Source organism: Pantoea sp. BRR-3P, from assembly GCF_039621635.1.
Classification (GTDB): Bacteria; Pseudomonadota; Gammaproteobacteria; order Enterobacterales; family Enterobacteriaceae; genus Pantoea; species Pantoea floridensis.
Map to the genome: position 1 here is coordinate 115,612 of NZ_CP155067.1, position 16,788 is coordinate 132,399.

At 55.7% G+C, this 16,788-nt stretch carries 17 protein-coding genes and 1 riboswitch; of the genes, 14 read left to right on the forward strand and 3 right to left on the reverse strand.

Annotated features, from left to right (window positions below; translation table 11 throughout):
• The first annotated feature begins 219 nt into the window (after nucleotides 1-219).
• The 5 genes from AAGR08_RS20160 (at nucleotide 220) to AAGR08_RS20180 (ending at nucleotide 5,922) form a co-directional block, all read left to right on the forward strand.
• Nucleotides 220-1,755, forward strand: coding sequence for an ABC transporter substrate-binding protein (locus tag AAGR08_RS20160; protein ID WP_345830512.1), 1,536 nt, complete (start codon nucleotides 220-222; stop codon nucleotides 1,753-1,755).
• An 18-nt stretch (nucleotides 1,756-1,773) separates the two neighbouring features.
• Nucleotides 1,774-2,694: an ABC transporter permease gene (locus AAGR08_RS20165; RefSeq protein WP_345830513.1), complete on the forward strand. Its 921-nt coding sequence runs from the start codon at nucleotides 1,774-1,776 to the stop codon at nucleotides 2,692-2,694.
• The gene (locus AAGR08_RS20170) at nucleotides 2,694-3,560 is read left to right on the forward strand and encodes an ABC transporter permease (protein WP_345830515.1); all 867 of its coding nucleotides are present in this window, start codon (nucleotides 2,694-2,696) and stop codon (nucleotides 3,558-3,560) included. Before AAGR08_RS20165 ends, AAGR08_RS20170 begins: the two co-directional genes overlap by 1 nt.
• On the forward strand, nucleotides 3,557-4,492 hold the full coding sequence (locus tag AAGR08_RS20175; protein WP_345830517.1) for an ROK family protein: 936 nt from the start codon (nucleotides 3,557-3,559) through the stop codon (nucleotides 4,490-4,492). Before AAGR08_RS20170 ends, AAGR08_RS20175 begins: the two co-directional genes overlap by 4 nt.
• Before the next feature lie 197 nt (nucleotides 4,493-4,689).
• Nucleotides 4,690-5,922 carry an MFS transporter gene (locus AAGR08_RS20180; protein ID WP_345830519.1) on the forward strand — a complete coding sequence of 411 codons (1,233 nt, stop codon included), beginning with the start codon at nucleotides 4,690-4,692 and terminating at the stop codon, nucleotides 5,920-5,922.
• 134 nt (nucleotides 5,923-6,056) lie between these two features.
• Here the strand turns inward: AAGR08_RS20180 and AAGR08_RS20185 are convergent, their stop codons facing one another.
• Complete coding sequence (locus AAGR08_RS20185; RefSeq protein WP_345830521.1) at nucleotides 6,057-6,479, reverse strand: hypothetical protein; 423 nt, start codon at nucleotides 6,477-6,479, stop codon at nucleotides 6,057-6,059.
• Between the two features lie 342 nt (nucleotides 6,480-6,821).
• Here AAGR08_RS20185 and AAGR08_RS20190 point away from each other — a divergent pair, with 342 nt between their 5' ends.
• On the forward strand, nucleotides 6,822-8,132 hold the full coding sequence (locus tag AAGR08_RS20190; RefSeq protein ID WP_097098061.1) for an MFS transporter: 1,311 nt from the start codon (nucleotides 6,822-6,824) through the stop codon (nucleotides 8,130-8,132).
• A 97-nt stretch (nucleotides 8,133-8,229) separates the two neighbouring features.
• Here AAGR08_RS20190 and AAGR08_RS20195 read toward each other — a convergent pair whose 3' ends face one another.
• Complete coding sequence (locus AAGR08_RS20195; protein ID WP_097098343.1) at nucleotides 8,230-8,667, reverse strand: 6,7-dimethyl-8-ribityllumazine synthase; 438 nt, start codon at nucleotides 8,665-8,667, stop codon at nucleotides 8,230-8,232.
• Nucleotides 8,668-8,849: 182 nt separating this feature from the next.
• Nucleotides 8,850-8,969: riboswitch (TPP riboswitch) on the forward strand.
• A gap of 128 nt (nucleotides 8,970-9,097) precedes the next feature.
• On the opposite strand from AAGR08_RS20195, the gene AAGR08_RS20200 reads away from it, so the two are divergent.
• The 8 genes from AAGR08_RS20200 (at nucleotide 9,098) to fepB (ending at nucleotide 15,470) form a co-directional block, all read left to right on the forward strand.
• Complete coding sequence (locus tag AAGR08_RS20200) at nucleotides 9,098-10,042, forward strand: FAD-dependent oxidoreductase (protein ID WP_097098060.1); 945 nt, start codon at nucleotides 9,098-9,100, stop codon at nucleotides 10,040-10,042.
• Nucleotides 10,026-10,223: a sulfur carrier protein ThiS gene (thiS, locus tag AAGR08_RS20205; protein ID WP_097098059.1), complete on the forward strand. Its 198-nt coding sequence runs from the start codon at nucleotides 10,026-10,028 to the stop codon at nucleotides 10,221-10,223. Before AAGR08_RS20200 ends, thiS begins: the two co-directional genes overlap by 17 nt.
• A gap of 3 nt (nucleotides 10,224-10,226) precedes the next feature.
• The gene (locus tag AAGR08_RS20210) at nucleotides 10,227-10,985 is read left to right on the forward strand and encodes a thiazole synthase (RefSeq protein ID WP_345830524.1); all 759 of its coding nucleotides are present in this window, start codon (nucleotides 10,227-10,229) and stop codon (nucleotides 10,983-10,985) included.
• Nucleotides 10,986-10,996: 11 nt separating this feature from the next.
• Nucleotides 10,997-11,962, forward strand: coding sequence for a HesA/MoeB/ThiF family protein (locus tag AAGR08_RS20215; RefSeq protein ID WP_345830525.1), 966 nt, complete (start codon nucleotides 10,997-10,999; stop codon nucleotides 11,960-11,962).
• A complete protein-coding gene (locus AAGR08_RS20220) occupies nucleotides 11,959-12,675 on the forward strand; it encodes an ABC transporter ATP-binding protein (protein ID WP_345830527.1) in 717 nt (238 codons plus the stop codon). The genes AAGR08_RS20215 and AAGR08_RS20220 overlap by 4 nt, the downstream gene beginning before the upstream one ends.
• Nucleotides 12,659-13,393, forward strand: coding sequence for an ABC transporter permease (locus AAGR08_RS20225; RefSeq protein ID WP_345830529.1), 735 nt, complete (start codon nucleotides 12,659-12,661; stop codon nucleotides 13,391-13,393). The genes AAGR08_RS20220 and AAGR08_RS20225 overlap by 17 nt, the downstream gene beginning before the upstream one ends.
• A gap of 9 nt (nucleotides 13,394-13,402) precedes the next feature.
• A complete protein-coding gene (locus tag AAGR08_RS20230) occupies nucleotides 13,403-14,335 on the forward strand; it encodes an ABC transporter substrate-binding protein (protein ID WP_097098055.1) in 933 nt (310 codons plus the stop codon).
• A gap of 148 nt (nucleotides 14,336-14,483) precedes the next feature.
• On the forward strand, nucleotides 14,484-15,470 hold the full coding sequence (gene fepB, locus AAGR08_RS20235) for a Fe2+-enterobactin ABC transporter substrate-binding protein (RefSeq protein WP_345830530.1): 987 nt from the start codon (nucleotides 14,484-14,486) through the stop codon (nucleotides 15,468-15,470).
• On the opposite strand, the gene entS is transcribed toward fepB, so the two are convergent.
• Nucleotides 15,431-16,693, reverse strand: coding sequence for an enterobactin transporter EntS (entS, locus tag AAGR08_RS20240; protein ID WP_345830532.1), 1,263 nt, complete (start codon nucleotides 16,691-16,693; stop codon nucleotides 15,431-15,433). The genes fepB and entS overlap by 40 nt on opposite strands.
• Between the last annotated feature and the right edge of the window lie 95 nt (nucleotides 16,694-16,788).

Consider the following 16,788-nt stretch of genomic DNA (forward strand, 5'->3'; position numbering starts at 1 on the left):
TTAGTTAAATTTCTGAATACAGATCTAATTATAAGTAAATTATATGAACTGACATCTTGGCTTTTGTTTAGAGATCGTGGCTTATATAGCGCAACGCCGTGGTAAAGATTTCGTAGGGACGCCATTCATGGCAACCAATGCATTCAGGCGCGCATAAATGCGCACCCTACAACGACATGTTCATTCACCCTTCGTTTCAATGATTCATTGAGGGCCTTCATGGAAAGCAAACATAAGCATTTCAAGGTACTGACGCTGGCCGGTTGTTTATTAGCGTCAATGGCCAGCGCCTCCGTTTTCGCCAGCCAGCTGGTGATCATGCAGAACGAACCGCCGCGTAGTATGGATCCGGGCAACCAGACCGCGACCTTTACCGGTACCGTGCTTGATCCGATGTATGAAGGCCTGACGCGCATTGGAGACGATGGAAAAATTATTCCGGCATTAGCCTTATCCTGGACGTCCGACGACAGCGGTCTTAATTGGACTTTCACCCTGCGGCCCAACGTGAAATTCCATGACGGCACGCCGTTTAATGCCGATGCGGTAGTCGAAAACTTTCAGCGCCATTTAAATACACAACGTGGGCTGGCAGGTAGCGGAAAAATTCGTACCTTTATTCAGGATGTGAAGAAAAAAGACGATCTTACCGTTACGTTCCAGCTTAAAAAAATCAACCCGGCCTTTTTAACCGTTTTAGCCTCCGGACCGGGTTTAATGGTGAGCCCAAAAGCGGATAAAGAGGGCAGCATTAACAATAAAGCCGACGGCACTGGGCCCTATAAGCTGGTGCAATACAAATCTGGCGAATATGTACTTGAACAAAAGAACAGTGACTATTGGGGAAAATCCTCCGGGCCGGATGAAATAAAATGGACGTGGAGCAGCGAGCCTTCGGTAATGAATATGGCGCTGCAATCGGGACAGGTAGATATTATTAACCCGGTGCCGCCGCAGTTCGCTGGTATGTTAAAAAACAATGCCAACGTTAATCTGAAACGGTCGCCGGGAGCGGCTGTGTTCTGGGTCGATCTGAATACGCAGAGCAAAGCGCTCAGCGATGTTCGCGTGCGGCAGGCGCTAAACTTTGCCACCGATCAACAGGCGCTGGTAAAAGCCATCATGTTTGGCTATGCGCAACCGGCCAATTCCGCGCTGGCACCCGTCGATCCTAACTACGACAAGAATCTGCACGATTATCCTTATGATGTTCAAAAGGCCAAAGATCTGCTGAAGGCAGCGGGCTACGCCGATGGCTTCCCGATGTCGATTGCGGTGCAGGCGCCGGACGCGCGTACTGCGCAAGTGCTGCAGGGTATGTGGAGCAAAATTGGCGTGAAGCTCACCGTGCGCCAGATGGAAAGCGGTGTGTGGACCAAAGCGGCCTTTGCCGATGGCAAAGAGAAGGCCGCACAGGGCACCGATGCGGTACTGGCGTCATGGTCTTCCGGTTTATACGGCTCAGACCTGCAATTGCGTCCGCTGTATCACACCAGCAGCTTTGCACCAGGTGGCGCCAATCTTGGCTTCTTCAGCGATAAGCACACCGATGAACTGATCGATACTGCCGCGTCCACGCTCGACGATACTCAACGCAAGGATCTCTACTTCCAGGCACAGAAACAGATCAGCGGATTAGCGCCGCAGGTGCTGCTGTTCTATCAGGACGATCTTTACGCCGCGCGCAAAAACATCAGCGGGGTCGTCATGCAGCCGGGTGGGCAGATTGTCGTCCGAGATGCAATGAAGCAATAAACTCATGGCTGATGTGATATGAAAGCGTACGTCGCAAAAAAGGTGCTGTCGCTGCCGTTAATTATTTTCGGGGTGTCGATCATTGTATTCATTGCCATCCGCGCGCTGCCGGGCGATCCGGCACGCTTGATGGCAGGACCGGAAGCGCCACAGGAAGCCGTGGATAATATGCGCGTGCGGCTGGGACTGGATAAGCCTTTGCCGCTGCAATATGCGAAATTTGCTGCCGAAGCCATACATGGCAACCTCGGACTGTCGCTGCAGTCGCAGCGACCGGTGATGACGGAAATCAGTGAGCGGCTGCCGTATACCTTATCACTGGCGGCGCTGGCTTATCTGCTGGCCATTACGATTGGCGTGCCGGCGGGGATGACAGGCGCAATATATCGCCAGCGCATTCCCGACCAAATCGTCATGGTGCTGACCATTGCCGGCGCGTCCATCGCCAACTTCTGGCTGGCGCTGCTGGCGATGAACTACTTCGCCGTTGAGTTAGGTTGGCTACCACTGCTGGGTGCAGATTCATGGAAAAATTACATCATGCCAACCGTTACGCTAGCGATCTTGCCGATGGCGATGATTGCCCGCATGACGCGATCCAGCATGCTGGATGTGCTGAGTCAGGACTATATTCGGACTGCCAAAGCCAAAGGTTTATCGTCTGGCAGCATCCATTGGAAGCATGCGCTGCGTAATGCGCTGATCCCGATCGTCACCATTGTCGCACTGAATTTCGGCAGTCTGATTGGCGGTGCGGTGGTGACGGAATCGGTGTTTAACTGGCCGGGGATTGGCCGCTTACTGGTGGATTCGGTGCGCTACCGTGATTATCCCGTGATTCAGGGCGTGACGCTGGTCGCCGTTACCGGCGTGGTGCTGATGAATCTGGTGGGGGAAATTCTGATTGGTCTGCTTAACCCCAAAATAAGGTTCGACTGATGAACAGCATTGAAAGCTCCGTGCTGCCGCCGCGTTCGCGCAGCCGAAACCTGCTAAGAACCCTGGTCGCTAATCCTTCCATCGGCATTGGCGGCGCACTGGTATTGCTGGTGGTATTCGCCGCCGTGCTGGCACCGCTGATCACCCATTGGGATCCGGTTGAACAGGATTTACTCAATACGCTGCAGGCACCCTCGGCCGCACATTGGTTTGGCACCGACGATTATGGCCGGGATATTTTCTCGCGGGTGATTTTTGGTGCGCGCATAACGCTGTTTGAGGTTTGCCTGAGCGTGGCGATATCAATGGCGATCGGCATTCCACTGGGCATCATTTCTGGCTTAGCCGGGCGTAAAATTGATGCCCTGATCATGTGGGTGATGGACATTATCTTTGCTTTCCCGGGAATTGTTCTGGCGATTCTGATTGTTAGCGTGCTGGGGGAAGGCCTTACTAATATGTTGATCGCTATCTCGCTTTTCTCCATACCGGTCTATGCGCGCCTGAGCCGCAATTTAACGCTGGGATTGAAAAATATGGAGTATATCGAAGCGGCACATATGCTCGGCGTGCGCTATCCGCGCATCATCACTCACTATATTCTGCGCAATTCGATTGGGCCGCTGATCGTGCAATCAACCCTAACAGCCGGCGCGGTAGTGCTCTCTGCCGCCAGCCTCTCTTTTCTTGGCTTAGGCGTGCAGCCGCCCATGCCGGAGTGGGGCACGATGATGAGCGACGGGCGCAACTTCCTTGGCCTAAATATCTATGTGTCACTCTTCCCTGGATTGGCGATTTTGATTACCGTGCTGGGCTTCAATGTCCTTGGCGACGGCTTGCGTGATGTGATGGATAAACGTTTATGAGTAAACCTGCAGTTATTTGCCTCGATTTGGGCGGTTCATTTATCAAGTTAGGCGTGATGGATGCGCAAAATGCATTAACGATTCTCGATCAGCAGAATATCCCGGCGACCAGTTGGACGGCGTTCACCGCGCTGGTCAGCCACATGATTGCCCAACATCAGGCGCATTTTACTGCTGATAGTCCGGTGGCGATTTCCACCGCCGGCATTGTGGCGCCGGACACCGGGGAGATGTTTGCCAGCAATATTCCTGCTTTTCATCAGCGCAGATTGGCCAACGAATTATCAGCGATCTTGCAGCGACGGGTGATTGTGCACAACGACGCCGATTGCTTCACGCTGGCGGAGGCGCTAACGGGAGCCGGGCAAGCACACAAGGTGGTGTTTGGTGCCATCCTCGGTTCAGGTGTTGGCGGTGGATTAGTTGCGGATGGTCGTATCATCACTGGCCAAAATGGTTTGACCGGGGAATGGGGGCATGGGCCGATCACACTCACTGAAGTGGAGCTTGATGGTGAAATGGTGCGCCTGCCGCGCCTGAGCTGCCCGTGCGGACAAAAAGGCTGTCTCGACAGTTACGGAGGCGCGCGCGGCCTGGAAAATCTGCATCAGACATTGCATAGCAGCACAGCGAGCAGCATTGATATTATCAAGCGCTGGCAGCAGCAGGACAGGCAGGCGCAGCAAACCCTGCAGGCGTGGTTACAGCTGGTTGGCGAGCCGCTGGCGTACACCATTAACATTACCGGCGCATCACGCGTGGTGGTGGGCGGCGGGCTGGCTTCTGTGGTGCCGTTAATCGAGGCGTTAGATCAGGCGGTGCAGGGTTATGTGTTGCGCAGTACGCGCCAGCGTTTAGTGGTGCCGGGAGCGTTCGCGCATCATGGCGGCATGATGGGCGCTGCGCTGTTGGCCCGACAACGTCATGGATAATGTTACCCGGTGCGCATAAATGCGCACCCTAAGTCGTAGCGTCGCCATTCATGGCGACCAATAAGGCAGCGTTACCCCAGCCATTAACACATAATTGCGCTATCATATGCCGCTTACTTAACTCAGTTACGACGATGGTTGCTGTTCAATGCACCCACGATCTTGGCTGAGTTCTTCACCTGTGGTTCGGAAAACTCATGTCATCAGTACAACCTCAACTTACTCAGCTGCTGAGCGAGGCATCGCTGCCGCGCAAAAGCGTGCTGAAAGCGCTGTTCGCGCTGGGAACCGGTGGCTTTGCCATTGGTACCGGCGAATTCGTGATTATGGGCCTGCTGCCCGATGCAGCCAAAGGCCTCAACGTGTCGATCCCTTCTGCCGGGCATCTGATCAGTATTTACGCTCTCGGCGTGGTAATTGGTGCGCCGCTGCTGGCCGTTTTGGGTGCGCGAGCCTCACGTCGTAATTTTCTGATGACGTTAATGGGCCTGTTTGCCGCCGGAAATTTGCTGAGCGCGGTGGCACCTGGCTACTACTCGATGCTGTTGGCGCGTTTTCTTGCCGGTTTTCCGCATGGCACTTTCTTTGGCGTGGCCGCGCTGGTAGCGGCCGGTTTGGTCGAGCGCAGAAAGCGTGCGCAAGCGGTATCGATGGTGCTATTTGGTTTGACCATTGCTAATTTGCTGGGCGTTCCGGCGGTCACTGCCATCGGTCAATGGTTTGGCTGGCGCGATGCCTTTGCCATTGTGGGTGGTCTGGCGCTGGTCACGTTGCTTTTGGTGTGGCTGTGGGTACCCAACGTAGCGGGTGATAAAAATGCCAGCCCGCTGCGTGAGTTGTCAGCGCTAACGCGCAAGCAGGTGCTGCTCACACTGGCGATTGGTGCAGTAGGCAGCGGCGGATTGTTCTCGGTGTTTAGCTACGTCAAACCCACTATGACCGAACTGGCACAGATGCCGGTGAGCTGGATTCCTGCCGTGTTGGCGCTATTTGGTTTAGGCATGATTATCGGCAATATTGCGGGTGGTCGTCTGGCCGATCGCGGTATTGAAAAGACGATTCGTATTTTGCTGGTGTGGTCGTTTCTGGTGCTTAGCGCCTTTGTGTTTGCTGCACATTATGCCCTGGCGGGTGCAATCAACGTGATGCTGGTTGGCACCATGGTCGCGCTGGCGGCTGTGCTGCAAATTCGTTTGATGGATGTGGCGGGAGATGCACAAACCATGGCGGCAGCGATGAACCACTCGGCATTTAATCTGGCCAATGCGTTAGGTGCGTGGCTAGGTGGCGTCACAATTTCAGCAGGTTTAGGCTGGCAGTCAACCGGTTGGGTGGGCGCGATTCTGGCGGTGCTGGGTCTGTTGATTCATGGTGTTGCGGTACGTGATGCGCGGCGGAAATTCATCACCTTTGCCCACGATAATCATTAACATCATAGGGTCGCCATGAATGGCGACCCTACTGTTTTGTAGGGTGCGCATTCATGCGCACCTACCCGGTCAGATTCAGTATTATTTCTAAGATATTAATCTTAGACGTAATAAACGCCTCCAGGTTGCTCATATCAAAATTTATAGATGACAGACACTAACAAAGCAATAGGCTTATCTAATGTACTAATAGTCACTGTTTCAGATGCGTTTCCTCTCTGCCAACATACGGCTTGAATATGACACTCTTTCTGCTGAATAAAACCGTTTTTTTGCAGGTATTTATTGATTTCGCTGGGATCATTTGTGTGATAAAACCTTATCGCATATACCTGTGATGCTGGCCCAGTGATATTGGCAAAATCAAAATCGTATTCAGATGTAATGCGCGGCATCGTTTTTAGAATGGCCGGCGTATAAAAGTTATACTCTCTTTTATTTTGCTCGGTGTAATGTGCACTTCCAGAGAACTCCATTTTTATATAAGGAATGAAATAAGCTACCAAGCCGCTAACGAAAATGGCAGTCACAATTAGTGGCTTAAGTGCTTTCTCCATATTGTTCTCCCTTCCTATGTGAATAACGTTCAGGCTCCATCAATGTGAAATATTGCCCGGGGCCCGTATAATTAACCACCAGACCTGTCTTGGGTTTCTGCGTTGCGCGGCTAAAAAAATAGAGAAAAAATTAATGGTTCTATAAGGGCGAGCACGCATTATTTCTATATATACCAATACGATGCTTTTATAGTCACGCCGATTTGCTCGCACGATCACAGCGTAAGTAACACAATTTCTTAACATTAATTGCAGTGATTAAGATCGCAATAATTATTCCCATACTCTCTTTAATAGAAAGCCTTGAACCTAAGCAACCTGGCTTAACATGGAGAGGGCAGCATGCAAGAAAAAATCCCCGGAACGCGTTGGTATCGCGTTATCGCCCCCATTCTCATTACCTGCATCGTCTCATTCATGGATCGCGTCAACATCAGCTTTGCGCTGCCTGGCGGCATGGATCAAGACCTGGCAATCACCAGCCAAATGGCGGGTGTGGTAAGTGGCATCTTCTTTATCGGCTACCTGTTCCTGCAAGTGCCAGGTGGACGTATCGCCGTAAATGGCAGCGGTAAACGCTTTATTGCGTGGTCGCTGGCAGCATGGATGGTGGTGTCTATCGCCACCGGCTTTGTTACCAACCATTATCAGCTGCTGGCGCTGCGTTTCGTGCTGGGTATCTCGGAAGGTGGCATGTTACCGGTGGTGTTAACCATGGTCAGCAATTGGTTTCCAGAAAAGGAACTGGGACGCGCTAATGCTTTTGTAATGATGTTTGCGCCGTTGGGCGGCATGTTTACCGCACCGATATCCGGCTACATCATTAACGTGCTGGACTGGCGCTGGTTGTTCATTATTGAAGGTCTGCTTTCTGCCGCTGTGCTGCTGGTGTGGTGGCTGGTAATCGCCGATCGTCCCGAAGAGGCGCGCTGGTTACCCGCACGTGAAAAGGCGTATTTGCTGCGCGAACTGGCGCGTGAAAAGGCGCAACATCGCCAAAAAGCACCGCTTAGTAAAGCCCCGTTAAAAGCGGTGTTCCGTAATTCAGGTTTGATGAAGCTCGTGGCGCTTAACTTCTTCTACCAAACTGGCGATTACGGTTACACGCTGTGGCTGCCGAGTATCCTGAAAAATCTCACCGGCACTAACATGGCGGGCGTCGGCCTGCTGGCCGCCATTCCGTTTGTGGCGACAGTGCTCGGTATCTATGCGATTTCCTGGCTGAGCGATCGCACCGGTAAGCGACGTTTGTGGGTAATGGTCTCGCTGTTCTGCTTCGCTGCTGCCTTGCTGGCTTCGGTGGTGCTGCATGAGAACGTGGTTGCCGCCTATATCGCGCTGGTGGTATGCGGCTTCTTCCTGAAAGCAGCGACCAGTCCGTTCTGGTCTATTCCCGGACGTATCGCTGCGCCGGAAGTGGCGGGTAGCGCACGCGGCGTGATTAATGGGCTTGGCAATCTGGGGGGATTCTGTGGGCCGTACTTAGTTGGCATCATGACGCTGCTCTATAGCCAAAACGTGGCAATCTGCTGGCTGGCGGGTTCGCTGGTGATTGCGGGGATCTTTACGCTGTTGTTGCCAAAAGAGTGTGATATTAACCCTTCAGAACCGCGCAGACATATGAAGGACGATCGTTTGATGAGTGCCAAATAGTGAAGCTGGCAAGGTTGGCACTATTCTGAATATGAACAATAGAAAGTCAGAATAAATAAAAAGGGAATGCCTGATAAGGTGTTCCCTTTTTAACGTTTCAATCAATCGACAGATTATGAATAGCCAGCACAGCACGTGCGGCTTCTTTGCCTTTCTTGATGAAATGCTCGGTGTAGAAGTTTTCGATGACGTCTACCGGTTGGAAGTTATGCGGCGTCAATGAAACGGAAAACACCGGTACGTTAGTGGTGAGCTGCACATTCATCAGGCCATCAACCACCGCTGCTGCAACGAAATCATGGCGATAGATACCGCCATCCACCACCAGCGCCGCGCAGACAATCGCATCGTATTTGCCGGTTTCAGCCAGACGCTTAGCCAACAGCGGCATTTCAAATGCGCCAGGCACTTCCAGCACTTTTAATTCCGCGGCAATAGATTGATCGGCTAATTCTTTTTCGAAACCTACCAGGGCATTATGGACAATTTCTTTGTGCCATCCGGCTTTAATAAATGCAATTTTAATAGTGTTCATGGTTATTTCGACATCACCTGTAATTTGTTCTTGCGCATAAAATAATGTGTTTGTATATCATACGTAACATTTTTAATCTACCAGCTCGAATTATGACGGGTTTGAGTATGGAGAAAACAATTTAACCACACCCTTTATACAGTTATTCCGCGCTTGACGGCGACCATCGCCTGCAATACAAATAGACGCGTCGGGGGAGTCTCGCCACAGAGACTGAGAGGCTAATAGCGCACTGCGCGGCTTAGCGACCCTTTGAACCTGACCCAGTTGATACTGGCGTAGGAAGACTGACAGTCTGTTAGCTTGGCTGTCTGGCGCTAAGGCAAGCTCGATCGTGGCGCCATTTCCCTTCACCTGTATCTGCGGGTCTCAGTAAACACTGAGAGGCCGATGTGAATTTTCCCTTTTTGAACATCATGGAACCTGCGCTGTGAGCCGCTGGAGCGTGCTAGGCTGCGGCGTGGCCGGCTTGTGCGTGGCAACATTATTGGCGGAGCGCGGCGAAGACGTTGAGGTGATCGACGATGCATCGCGGCGCCCGGCATCGTGGTATGCCGGCGGCATGCTGGCGCCCTGGTGTGAAGCCGAAAGCGCGCCGCGTGAGGTGATAACCCTTGGACAGCACGCCGCCGCGTGGTGGCAACAGCGCGTCAGCAGCGTTGCACATCAGGGAACGCTGGTGGTGGCGCCGCCGCGCGACAGCCAGGAACTTAACCGCTTTGCCCGCATGACCGAGCAGCATCAATGGGTTGAACCTGGTGCGATTGAACCGGCGCTGGAAGGGCGCTTTGCGCGCGGTCTGTTTTTCGCTCAGGAAGCGCACCTCGACCCGCGCCTGGCGCTGCAGGAAATGCGTGAGAAGCTGATTGCGCGCGGCGTAGCCTTCAACTCGCATGCGCCGAGCGGTCAGATTATCGATTGCCGTGGCATTCATGCCGCGCCCGAATTGCCGCGCCTGCGCGCCGTGCGCGGCGAGATGCTGATTCTGCACAGCGATGAGGTGCAGTTCTCCCGTCCGATTCGCCTGCTACATCCGCGTTTTCCCTGCTATCTGGTGCCGCGTCGCGGCGGGCATTTTATGCTCGGCGCTACCATGATTGAGAGCGATGACGCCAGCCCAATCAGTGCCCGCGCCATGATGGAGTTACTCAGTGCCGCTTACGCCATTCATCCGGCGCTGGCGGAGGCACGGGTAATTGAGAGCGGCAGCGGGCTGCGTCCGGCCTATCCGGCCAATCTGCCGGAAATTCACTATCAAAATCACACCTTCTATCTCAACGGCATGTATCGCCACGGTTTTCTGCTGGCACCGATGCTGGCTGAACAGCTGATGCAGCGCCTATCTGGAGAGCAATCTTATGATTATTCAGCTTAACGGGCGCGCTATCAGCACCGAAGCAAAAAGCCTGAGCGAACTGCTGATCGAGCAGCAAATTGATGTGGCCTGCGTCGCCACCGCCTTTAATGGCACGTTTGTGCCCAAAAGCCACTACGACACGCAGCTGCTGGATGAAGGTTGCCAGCTCGAAGTCTTGTCACCGATGCAGGGAGGCTAAACGATGTTTTACGATGTTGACCCACAATCGCGCTTCCTGCTCGGCACCGCCGGATATCCTTCGCCTGCCATTTTGCAGCAGGCGATTGCGGCATCTGGTACTGAAATCATCACCGTTAGCCTGCGGCGTGAAGGTGCTGCGGGCGCGGCATTTCGTGAACTGCTGACCGGACTCAACATCCGCGTGTTACCGAATACCGCCGGCTGTCACACGGTGAAAGAGGCGGTCACCACCGCGCATATGGCGCGAGAATTGTTTAATACCGCGTGGATCAAACTGGAAGTGATTGGCCACGCTGACACGCTGCAGCCCGATCCGTTCGCGCTGGTGGAAGCGGCGCGCATTCTCAGCGAAGACGGGTTCAAGGTGTTTCCCTACACCACTGAAGATCTGATCGTTGGCGAAAAACTGCTGGCGGCAGGCTGCGAGCTGCTGATGCCGTGGGGCGCGCCGATCGGTTCCGGCCAGGGACTGCGTAATATCGACGGCCTGCGCGCGATGCGTGCCTGGTTTAGCGATGTGCCGCTGATCATTGATGCCGGCATTGGCGCGCCGTCACAGGCGGCGCAGGCGATGGAAATGGGCTTCGATGGCATCCTGCTGAATACCGCCGTCGCCAAAGCGGGCGATCCGATCGAGATGGCAAACGCATTTCGTCTGGCAATAGAAGCCGGACAGGCGGCCCGTCGCGCCGGATTAATGGAAAAGTGTGATATGGCGAGTGCTTCCACCCCCATCTTTGGCCTGGCAAATCTCAACTGATGGGCGGTGATATGGAACGCTATCAACGCCAGATGATGCTGCCGGAAGTGGGTGAAGACGGGCAGCGCAAACTGCGCAACGCGCGCGTAGTGGTGGTGGGTGCCGGTGGGTTAAGCGCGACGCTGCTGCCGCAGCTGGTGGGCGCGGGCGTCGGCCATATTCGGCTCTATGACGACGATGAAGTGGCGCTGCATAACCTGCATCGGCAAACGCTGTTTACGCTGCAGGATATCGGCCAGCCCAAGGTGCTCAGCGCTCAGCAGGCTTTGCAGCAGCGTAATCCCGAGGTGCAGATCGACGCGCTGCAGCAGTCGCTGAGCGCCAGCAATATGCAGCAGGCGCTGGCGCAGTGCGATCTGGTGATCGACGCCGCCGATAATTTTGCCGTCACCTATCAGCTCTCCGATGCATGCATGCTAGCTGGCATCCCGCTGATCAGCGCCTCGGTGTTACGCAGACAAGGTTACGTGGGCGGTTTCTGTGGCGGATCGCCGAGCTATCGCGCGGTATTTCCGCGCCTGCCGACCTCCGCGGCGGACTGCAACACCGCCGGCGTGATGGGGCCGGCGGTCGCCGCATTGGGCGCAATGCAGGCGCAGATGGCGCTCAGCGTGCTGCTCGAACTGCAGCCATCGCCGCTTGGCTGTCTGGTGAACTGCGATTTTGTTAACTGGCACTTCCGCCCGTTCCGCTTTGATGAGGCCGAAGAACCGCAACAGGCGGTGCCGTTTATCGATCGGCCGCTGCTGGCGGCGGATGACTGCATTGTCGAACTGCGTAGCCATGAAGAAGCGCCAGTCAGCGTCGCAGAGGGCGTTGAGCGCATTCTGCCGCAGGCGATCGCCACATGGCAGCCACCGACGCAGCAGCGCATTGTGCTGGTATGCGCCAGTGGCATTCGTGCCGCGCAGGCCGCCGCAGTGTTGGCGCAGCGTGGCTTTAACCAGCTGGCGATTCTGGCGGCAAATCGCCCATGAGCCACGACATTGTGTTCAACGACGTGAGCTTTAGCTGGGGCGATAAACCGCTGTGCCAGCAGCTGAATCTGCGACTGCGCGGCGGCAAAACCACGGTGATGCTGGGACGCAGCGGCATCGGCAAAAGCACGCTGCTGCGCTTAATCGCGGGGTTACTTCAGCCGCAACAGGGCGCGGTGCAGGGTTTACGCGGCAATGTCGCCTGGATGGGGCAGCAGGATCTGCTCTATCCGTGGCTGACGGTGCTGGAAAACGTGATGCTATCGGCGCGACTGGGCGGTGAAAAAGCAGATCGTCCGCGCGCGCTGGCGCTGCTGGCGCAGGTGAAGCTCAGCGAGGTGGCGCACGCGCCGCCGCATCAGCTCTCAGGCGGCATGCGGCAACGGGTGGCGCTGGCGCGCACGCTGTATGCGCAGCGTGAGGTGGTGCTGATGGATGAGCCGTTCGCCACGCTGGATGTGATGACCAAACTCAGCCTGCAGACGCTGACCGCACGCTTGCTGCAAGGCAAAACCGTGTTGCTGGTGACCCACGATCCCCTGGAAGCCTGCCGCATGGCCGATGATATTTTGCTGCTTGATGGCCAACCGCTGGCGATCGAAAACTGGCCGGTGCCTGGCGGTGTGACCCCGCGATCGTTCGATGATCCCGGCGTGTTGCAGGCGCAGGCGCAACTTTTCTCCCGATTGAATACCCATGAAAACACTGTTTAGCGCGATCTATTTGTTTGTGGTGCTGCTGTGCGGCTGGCTGCTGGCACGTCACAGCGGCGTGCCGACCTTTTTACTGCCCGCGCCGCAGGCGGTGCTTGAAGCGCTATGGCTGCAGCGCCAACTGCTCTGGCATCACGCGTTATATACGCTGGCGGAAATTGTGCTGGCGCTGCTGCTCGGCGTGGGTGCCGGCGTGACGCTGGCGGTGCTGATGGCTGCCAGCCCGCTGCTGCGACGCGTGCTGTTTCCGCTGGTCACCGCCAGCCAGGCGATCCCGGTATTTGCCCTCGCGCCGCTGCTGGTGCTGTGGCTCGGTTTTGGCATTGCGTCGAAAGTGGTGGTGGCGGCGTTGATTCTGTTTTTTCCGCTGTGCCTGTCGCTGTTCGATGGGCTGTGCCGCACGCCGAGCGGCTGGCTGGAGCTGGCGCAAACCACCACGCCATCGCGCTTTCGCATCTTCTGGCGCGTGCGTTGGCCCGCCGCCTTACCGCAGTTTTTTTCCGGCTTACAGATGGCGGCGGTGCTGGCACCGATAGGCGTCGTGATTGGCGAATGGGTTGGAGCCAGTGAAGGGTTGGGCTACTTGATGATGCAGTCCAACGCCCGGCTGGAAACCGCCACCAGCTTTGCTGCACTGCTGCTGTTACTGATTCTGGCGCTGTTGCTCTCCGGCAGCGTGGCGCTGATTCGCAAGAAAACCCTCTGGCAAACTTCATAAGGATGCACTTTGAACACCTTACGCACTATTTTTACCACCTTGCTGTTGCTGGCTTCTGCTCATGTCCACGCCGCAGAGAAAGTTCGTTTGCTGCTCGACTGGTTTATTAACCCGAATCATGCCGCGATTTTTGCGGCTCAGCACAGCGGGGCTTTCAAAAAAGAGGGGCTGGACGTAGAGATGATCGCGCCTGCCGATTCCGCCTCTGTACCGCTGCTCTTGGCCGCAGGTAAAGCCGATCTTGCTATCAGCTATCAGCCGCAGCTCTATACGCTGGTGGAGAAGGATGTGCCAGTCATCCGCGTTGGTACTTTAATCAATCAGCCACTGAATACGCTGACCACGCTTGCGAGCGATATTCACTCTTTAAAAGATTTTGCAGGGAAAACGCTGGGCTATGCGGTACCGGGAACGGAAGACGTGGCAATTCGCAATATGCTGAAATCGCAGGGCGTTGATGTTGCCACCGTGAAGCTGATTAACCTGAATATGGACGGTGAATCAGCGCTATTGACGCACAAGATTGAGGGTGCGATGACCATCTTCCGCAACTATGAGCTGCTGGATCTGCAGGACAAAGGCGCCAATCCGACGGTGTTCAAACCTGAGGATTACGGTGTGCCGGCGTATGACGAACTGATTATTCTGGCAAATCAAAAAACGGCCGCGCAGGACAAACGTATTCCGGCGTTTTTGCGCGGGCTTGATGCGGGTGTGGCATGGCTGCGCGCGCATCCGCAAGAGGCGTGGCAGGCATTTATCAAGCAATATCCAGAGCTGAACACCAAACTAAACCATGAAGCGTGGCAGGCGACGCTACCGTACTTTGCTGCGCACAGCGCAGAGTTTGATCGGGCGCGCTATCAGGCATTTGGTGAGTATATGAAAGCGAATGGTGTGATTAAGGATGTGGCGCCGATGGCGCGTTATTCACTGCAGTAACTTCTGCCAGGTGCGCATTAATGCGCACCCTACGAATAGGTAGGGTCGTCATTCATGGCGACCGGAAATACACCAAGAATTACGCTTGCACACCGCTGTATTTTTGATAATGATATTTATTCTCAATTATCAAGTGATGGACAACCTGATGCGTTTTCCCGCTCTTTCTCTGCTGCTCACTCTATTTTTCATCTGCACCCACGCCCACGCAACCGCCAGCTGGCCGCGCACCATCCAAACCCCGCAAGGCCCACTTACGCTGCAACAGCCGCCGCAGCGTATTGTTTCGACCAGCGTCACGCTGAGCGGCACTTTGCTGGCAATTAATGCGCCGCTGATCGGCTCTGGCGCCACCAGCCGCAATAGCAGCGTGGCGGATGCGCAGGGCTTCTTTACTCAGTGGAGTGAAGTGGCGAAAGCGCGTCAGGTAAAACCGCTGTACGTGTCGCAGCCAAACGCCGAAGCGATTGCGGCCGAAGCGCCGGACTTGATCGTGATGGCCGCCACCGGCGGGGATTCAGCGCTGCGCTTGTACGATCAGCTGCAAACCATTGCGCCGGTATTAGTGATCGACTACGGCGATAAGAGCTGGCAGGCATTAGCTTTACAGTTGGGTGACATCACCGGTCATGAAGCGGATGCAAAAAAGGTGATAGCTGCGTTTGACCAGCGCGTCGCTGCGGTGCGCAATACGATCACGCTGCCGCCACAGCCGACGTCTGCCCTGGTCTATTACGAAGATGGACGCGGCATGAACCTATGGACACCGGCCTCGGCGCAGGGTGCGCTGTTAAAGGCGTTGGGCTTTACCTTGGCCGCGCCGCCCGCGAGTTTTCAGGGCAGCACCAGCATGGGCAAGCGCAATGACATCATTCAGCTAAACGGTGAAAATATGGCCGATGGCATCACCGGCAACACTATTTTGCTGTTTGCGGCCGATGAGAAAACCGTGCCGCAGGTGGCGAAGAATCCATTCCTCGCCCATCTGCCCGCGGTGCAGCAGCACGCTATTTTTGCCGTGGGGAACGACACTTTCCGCCTCGATTACTACAGCGCCAGCAATATGCTGAGCAGCATCGAGCGGCAATTCACGCATCAAGCGTCAGCGGTGGCTGGTCGCGACGCATCAGGCTGATCGCCGAGGCGTGCGGTGCGCAGGCCGCGCGCCGCCAGCGCCAGCAAGACCAACAGCCCCGCCGCCAGGCCACCAAACCACAACACGCTGCTCAACGGCGCCAACACCCGTGCCAGTGCCCCCAAACCTAATGCGCCAAGCGAATCGCCCGTCACATCCTGTGCTGTGCCAAGGCTGTTAACGCGACCCAGCAGCGCATCCGGCGTATGATGCTGCGTCAGCATAAACTGCAACAGCGAGGCGATAGCGTTGCTGTAGCCGTAACACACCAGCGCCAGCAGTGCGGGCAGCAAATGGCTGTAGAAACCGAGCGAGGCGATGCAGGCAAACGCCAGCAGCGCACAACCGATCAGCACCCGCCCCGGGCGTGCCAGTTGTCGCACCCAGCCGCTGGTAAATGCGCCGATCATCGCGCCCAGCGGCACCGCAGAATACATCAAACCTAATGCCGAGGCATCGGCGTGCAAGGTTAGCGCCAGCGCCGGGAACAGGATACGCACCGCGCCCACCATGCTGAGCAGTAACCCAACCAGCACCACCGCGCCCACCACTTTATGCTGGCAAACAAATTGAATGCCGCTCGCCAGCGCGCGCAGCGGATGCTCCGGTTCCTGCTGTTCAGGCTTCATGGCGGGCAAACGCACTAGCGGAATCAGCGTAGCCAGCGTACCGATGGCGGCGACCGCAAAGGCCCAGCCGACGCCTGCCGCGACGATAATCATCCCGCCAATCGCTGGCGAGAGAATCGCGCCGAGGCGCACCGTTAGCATGCTGAGCGCACCGGCTTCCGCCAGATGTTCGCGTCCGACGATCAGCGGGATCACTGCCATCAGCGCGGTCATGCCCAGCGCTCCAAAGAAGCCATCCCAGAAGGCGAGGAAGTAGAGCGCCAGCAGCGAAGGCGCTGAGCTGAAGGCATTCAGGCTGAGCAGCACAAAGCCAATGCCGCAGGTGCCGCGTGCAAACAGGATCAGCTTGCGGCGATCGTAGCGATCTGCGAGCACACCGCCAAGCAGCAGGCCGATAAACATGCCGACGCCATCGAGCATCACCGCCACGCCCACCTGCAGCGTGGAGCCGGTCATGGCCTGAATCTGCACCGGCACACCCACCGCCAGCATGCCGAGCGCAAACACCGACAGCATGCGAGCGCAGAATATTGCGCGGAATGACGGGTTATTTTTCAGCAAACTAAAATCTAAAAATATCGAAGGCTTAGCCATATATCTCCAACATAAGGGGTAAAGGTCGCCATGAATGGCGACCCTACACTTATTTCCAGGCCGCTATGAATGCGACCCTACAAAAACGTGCAGAC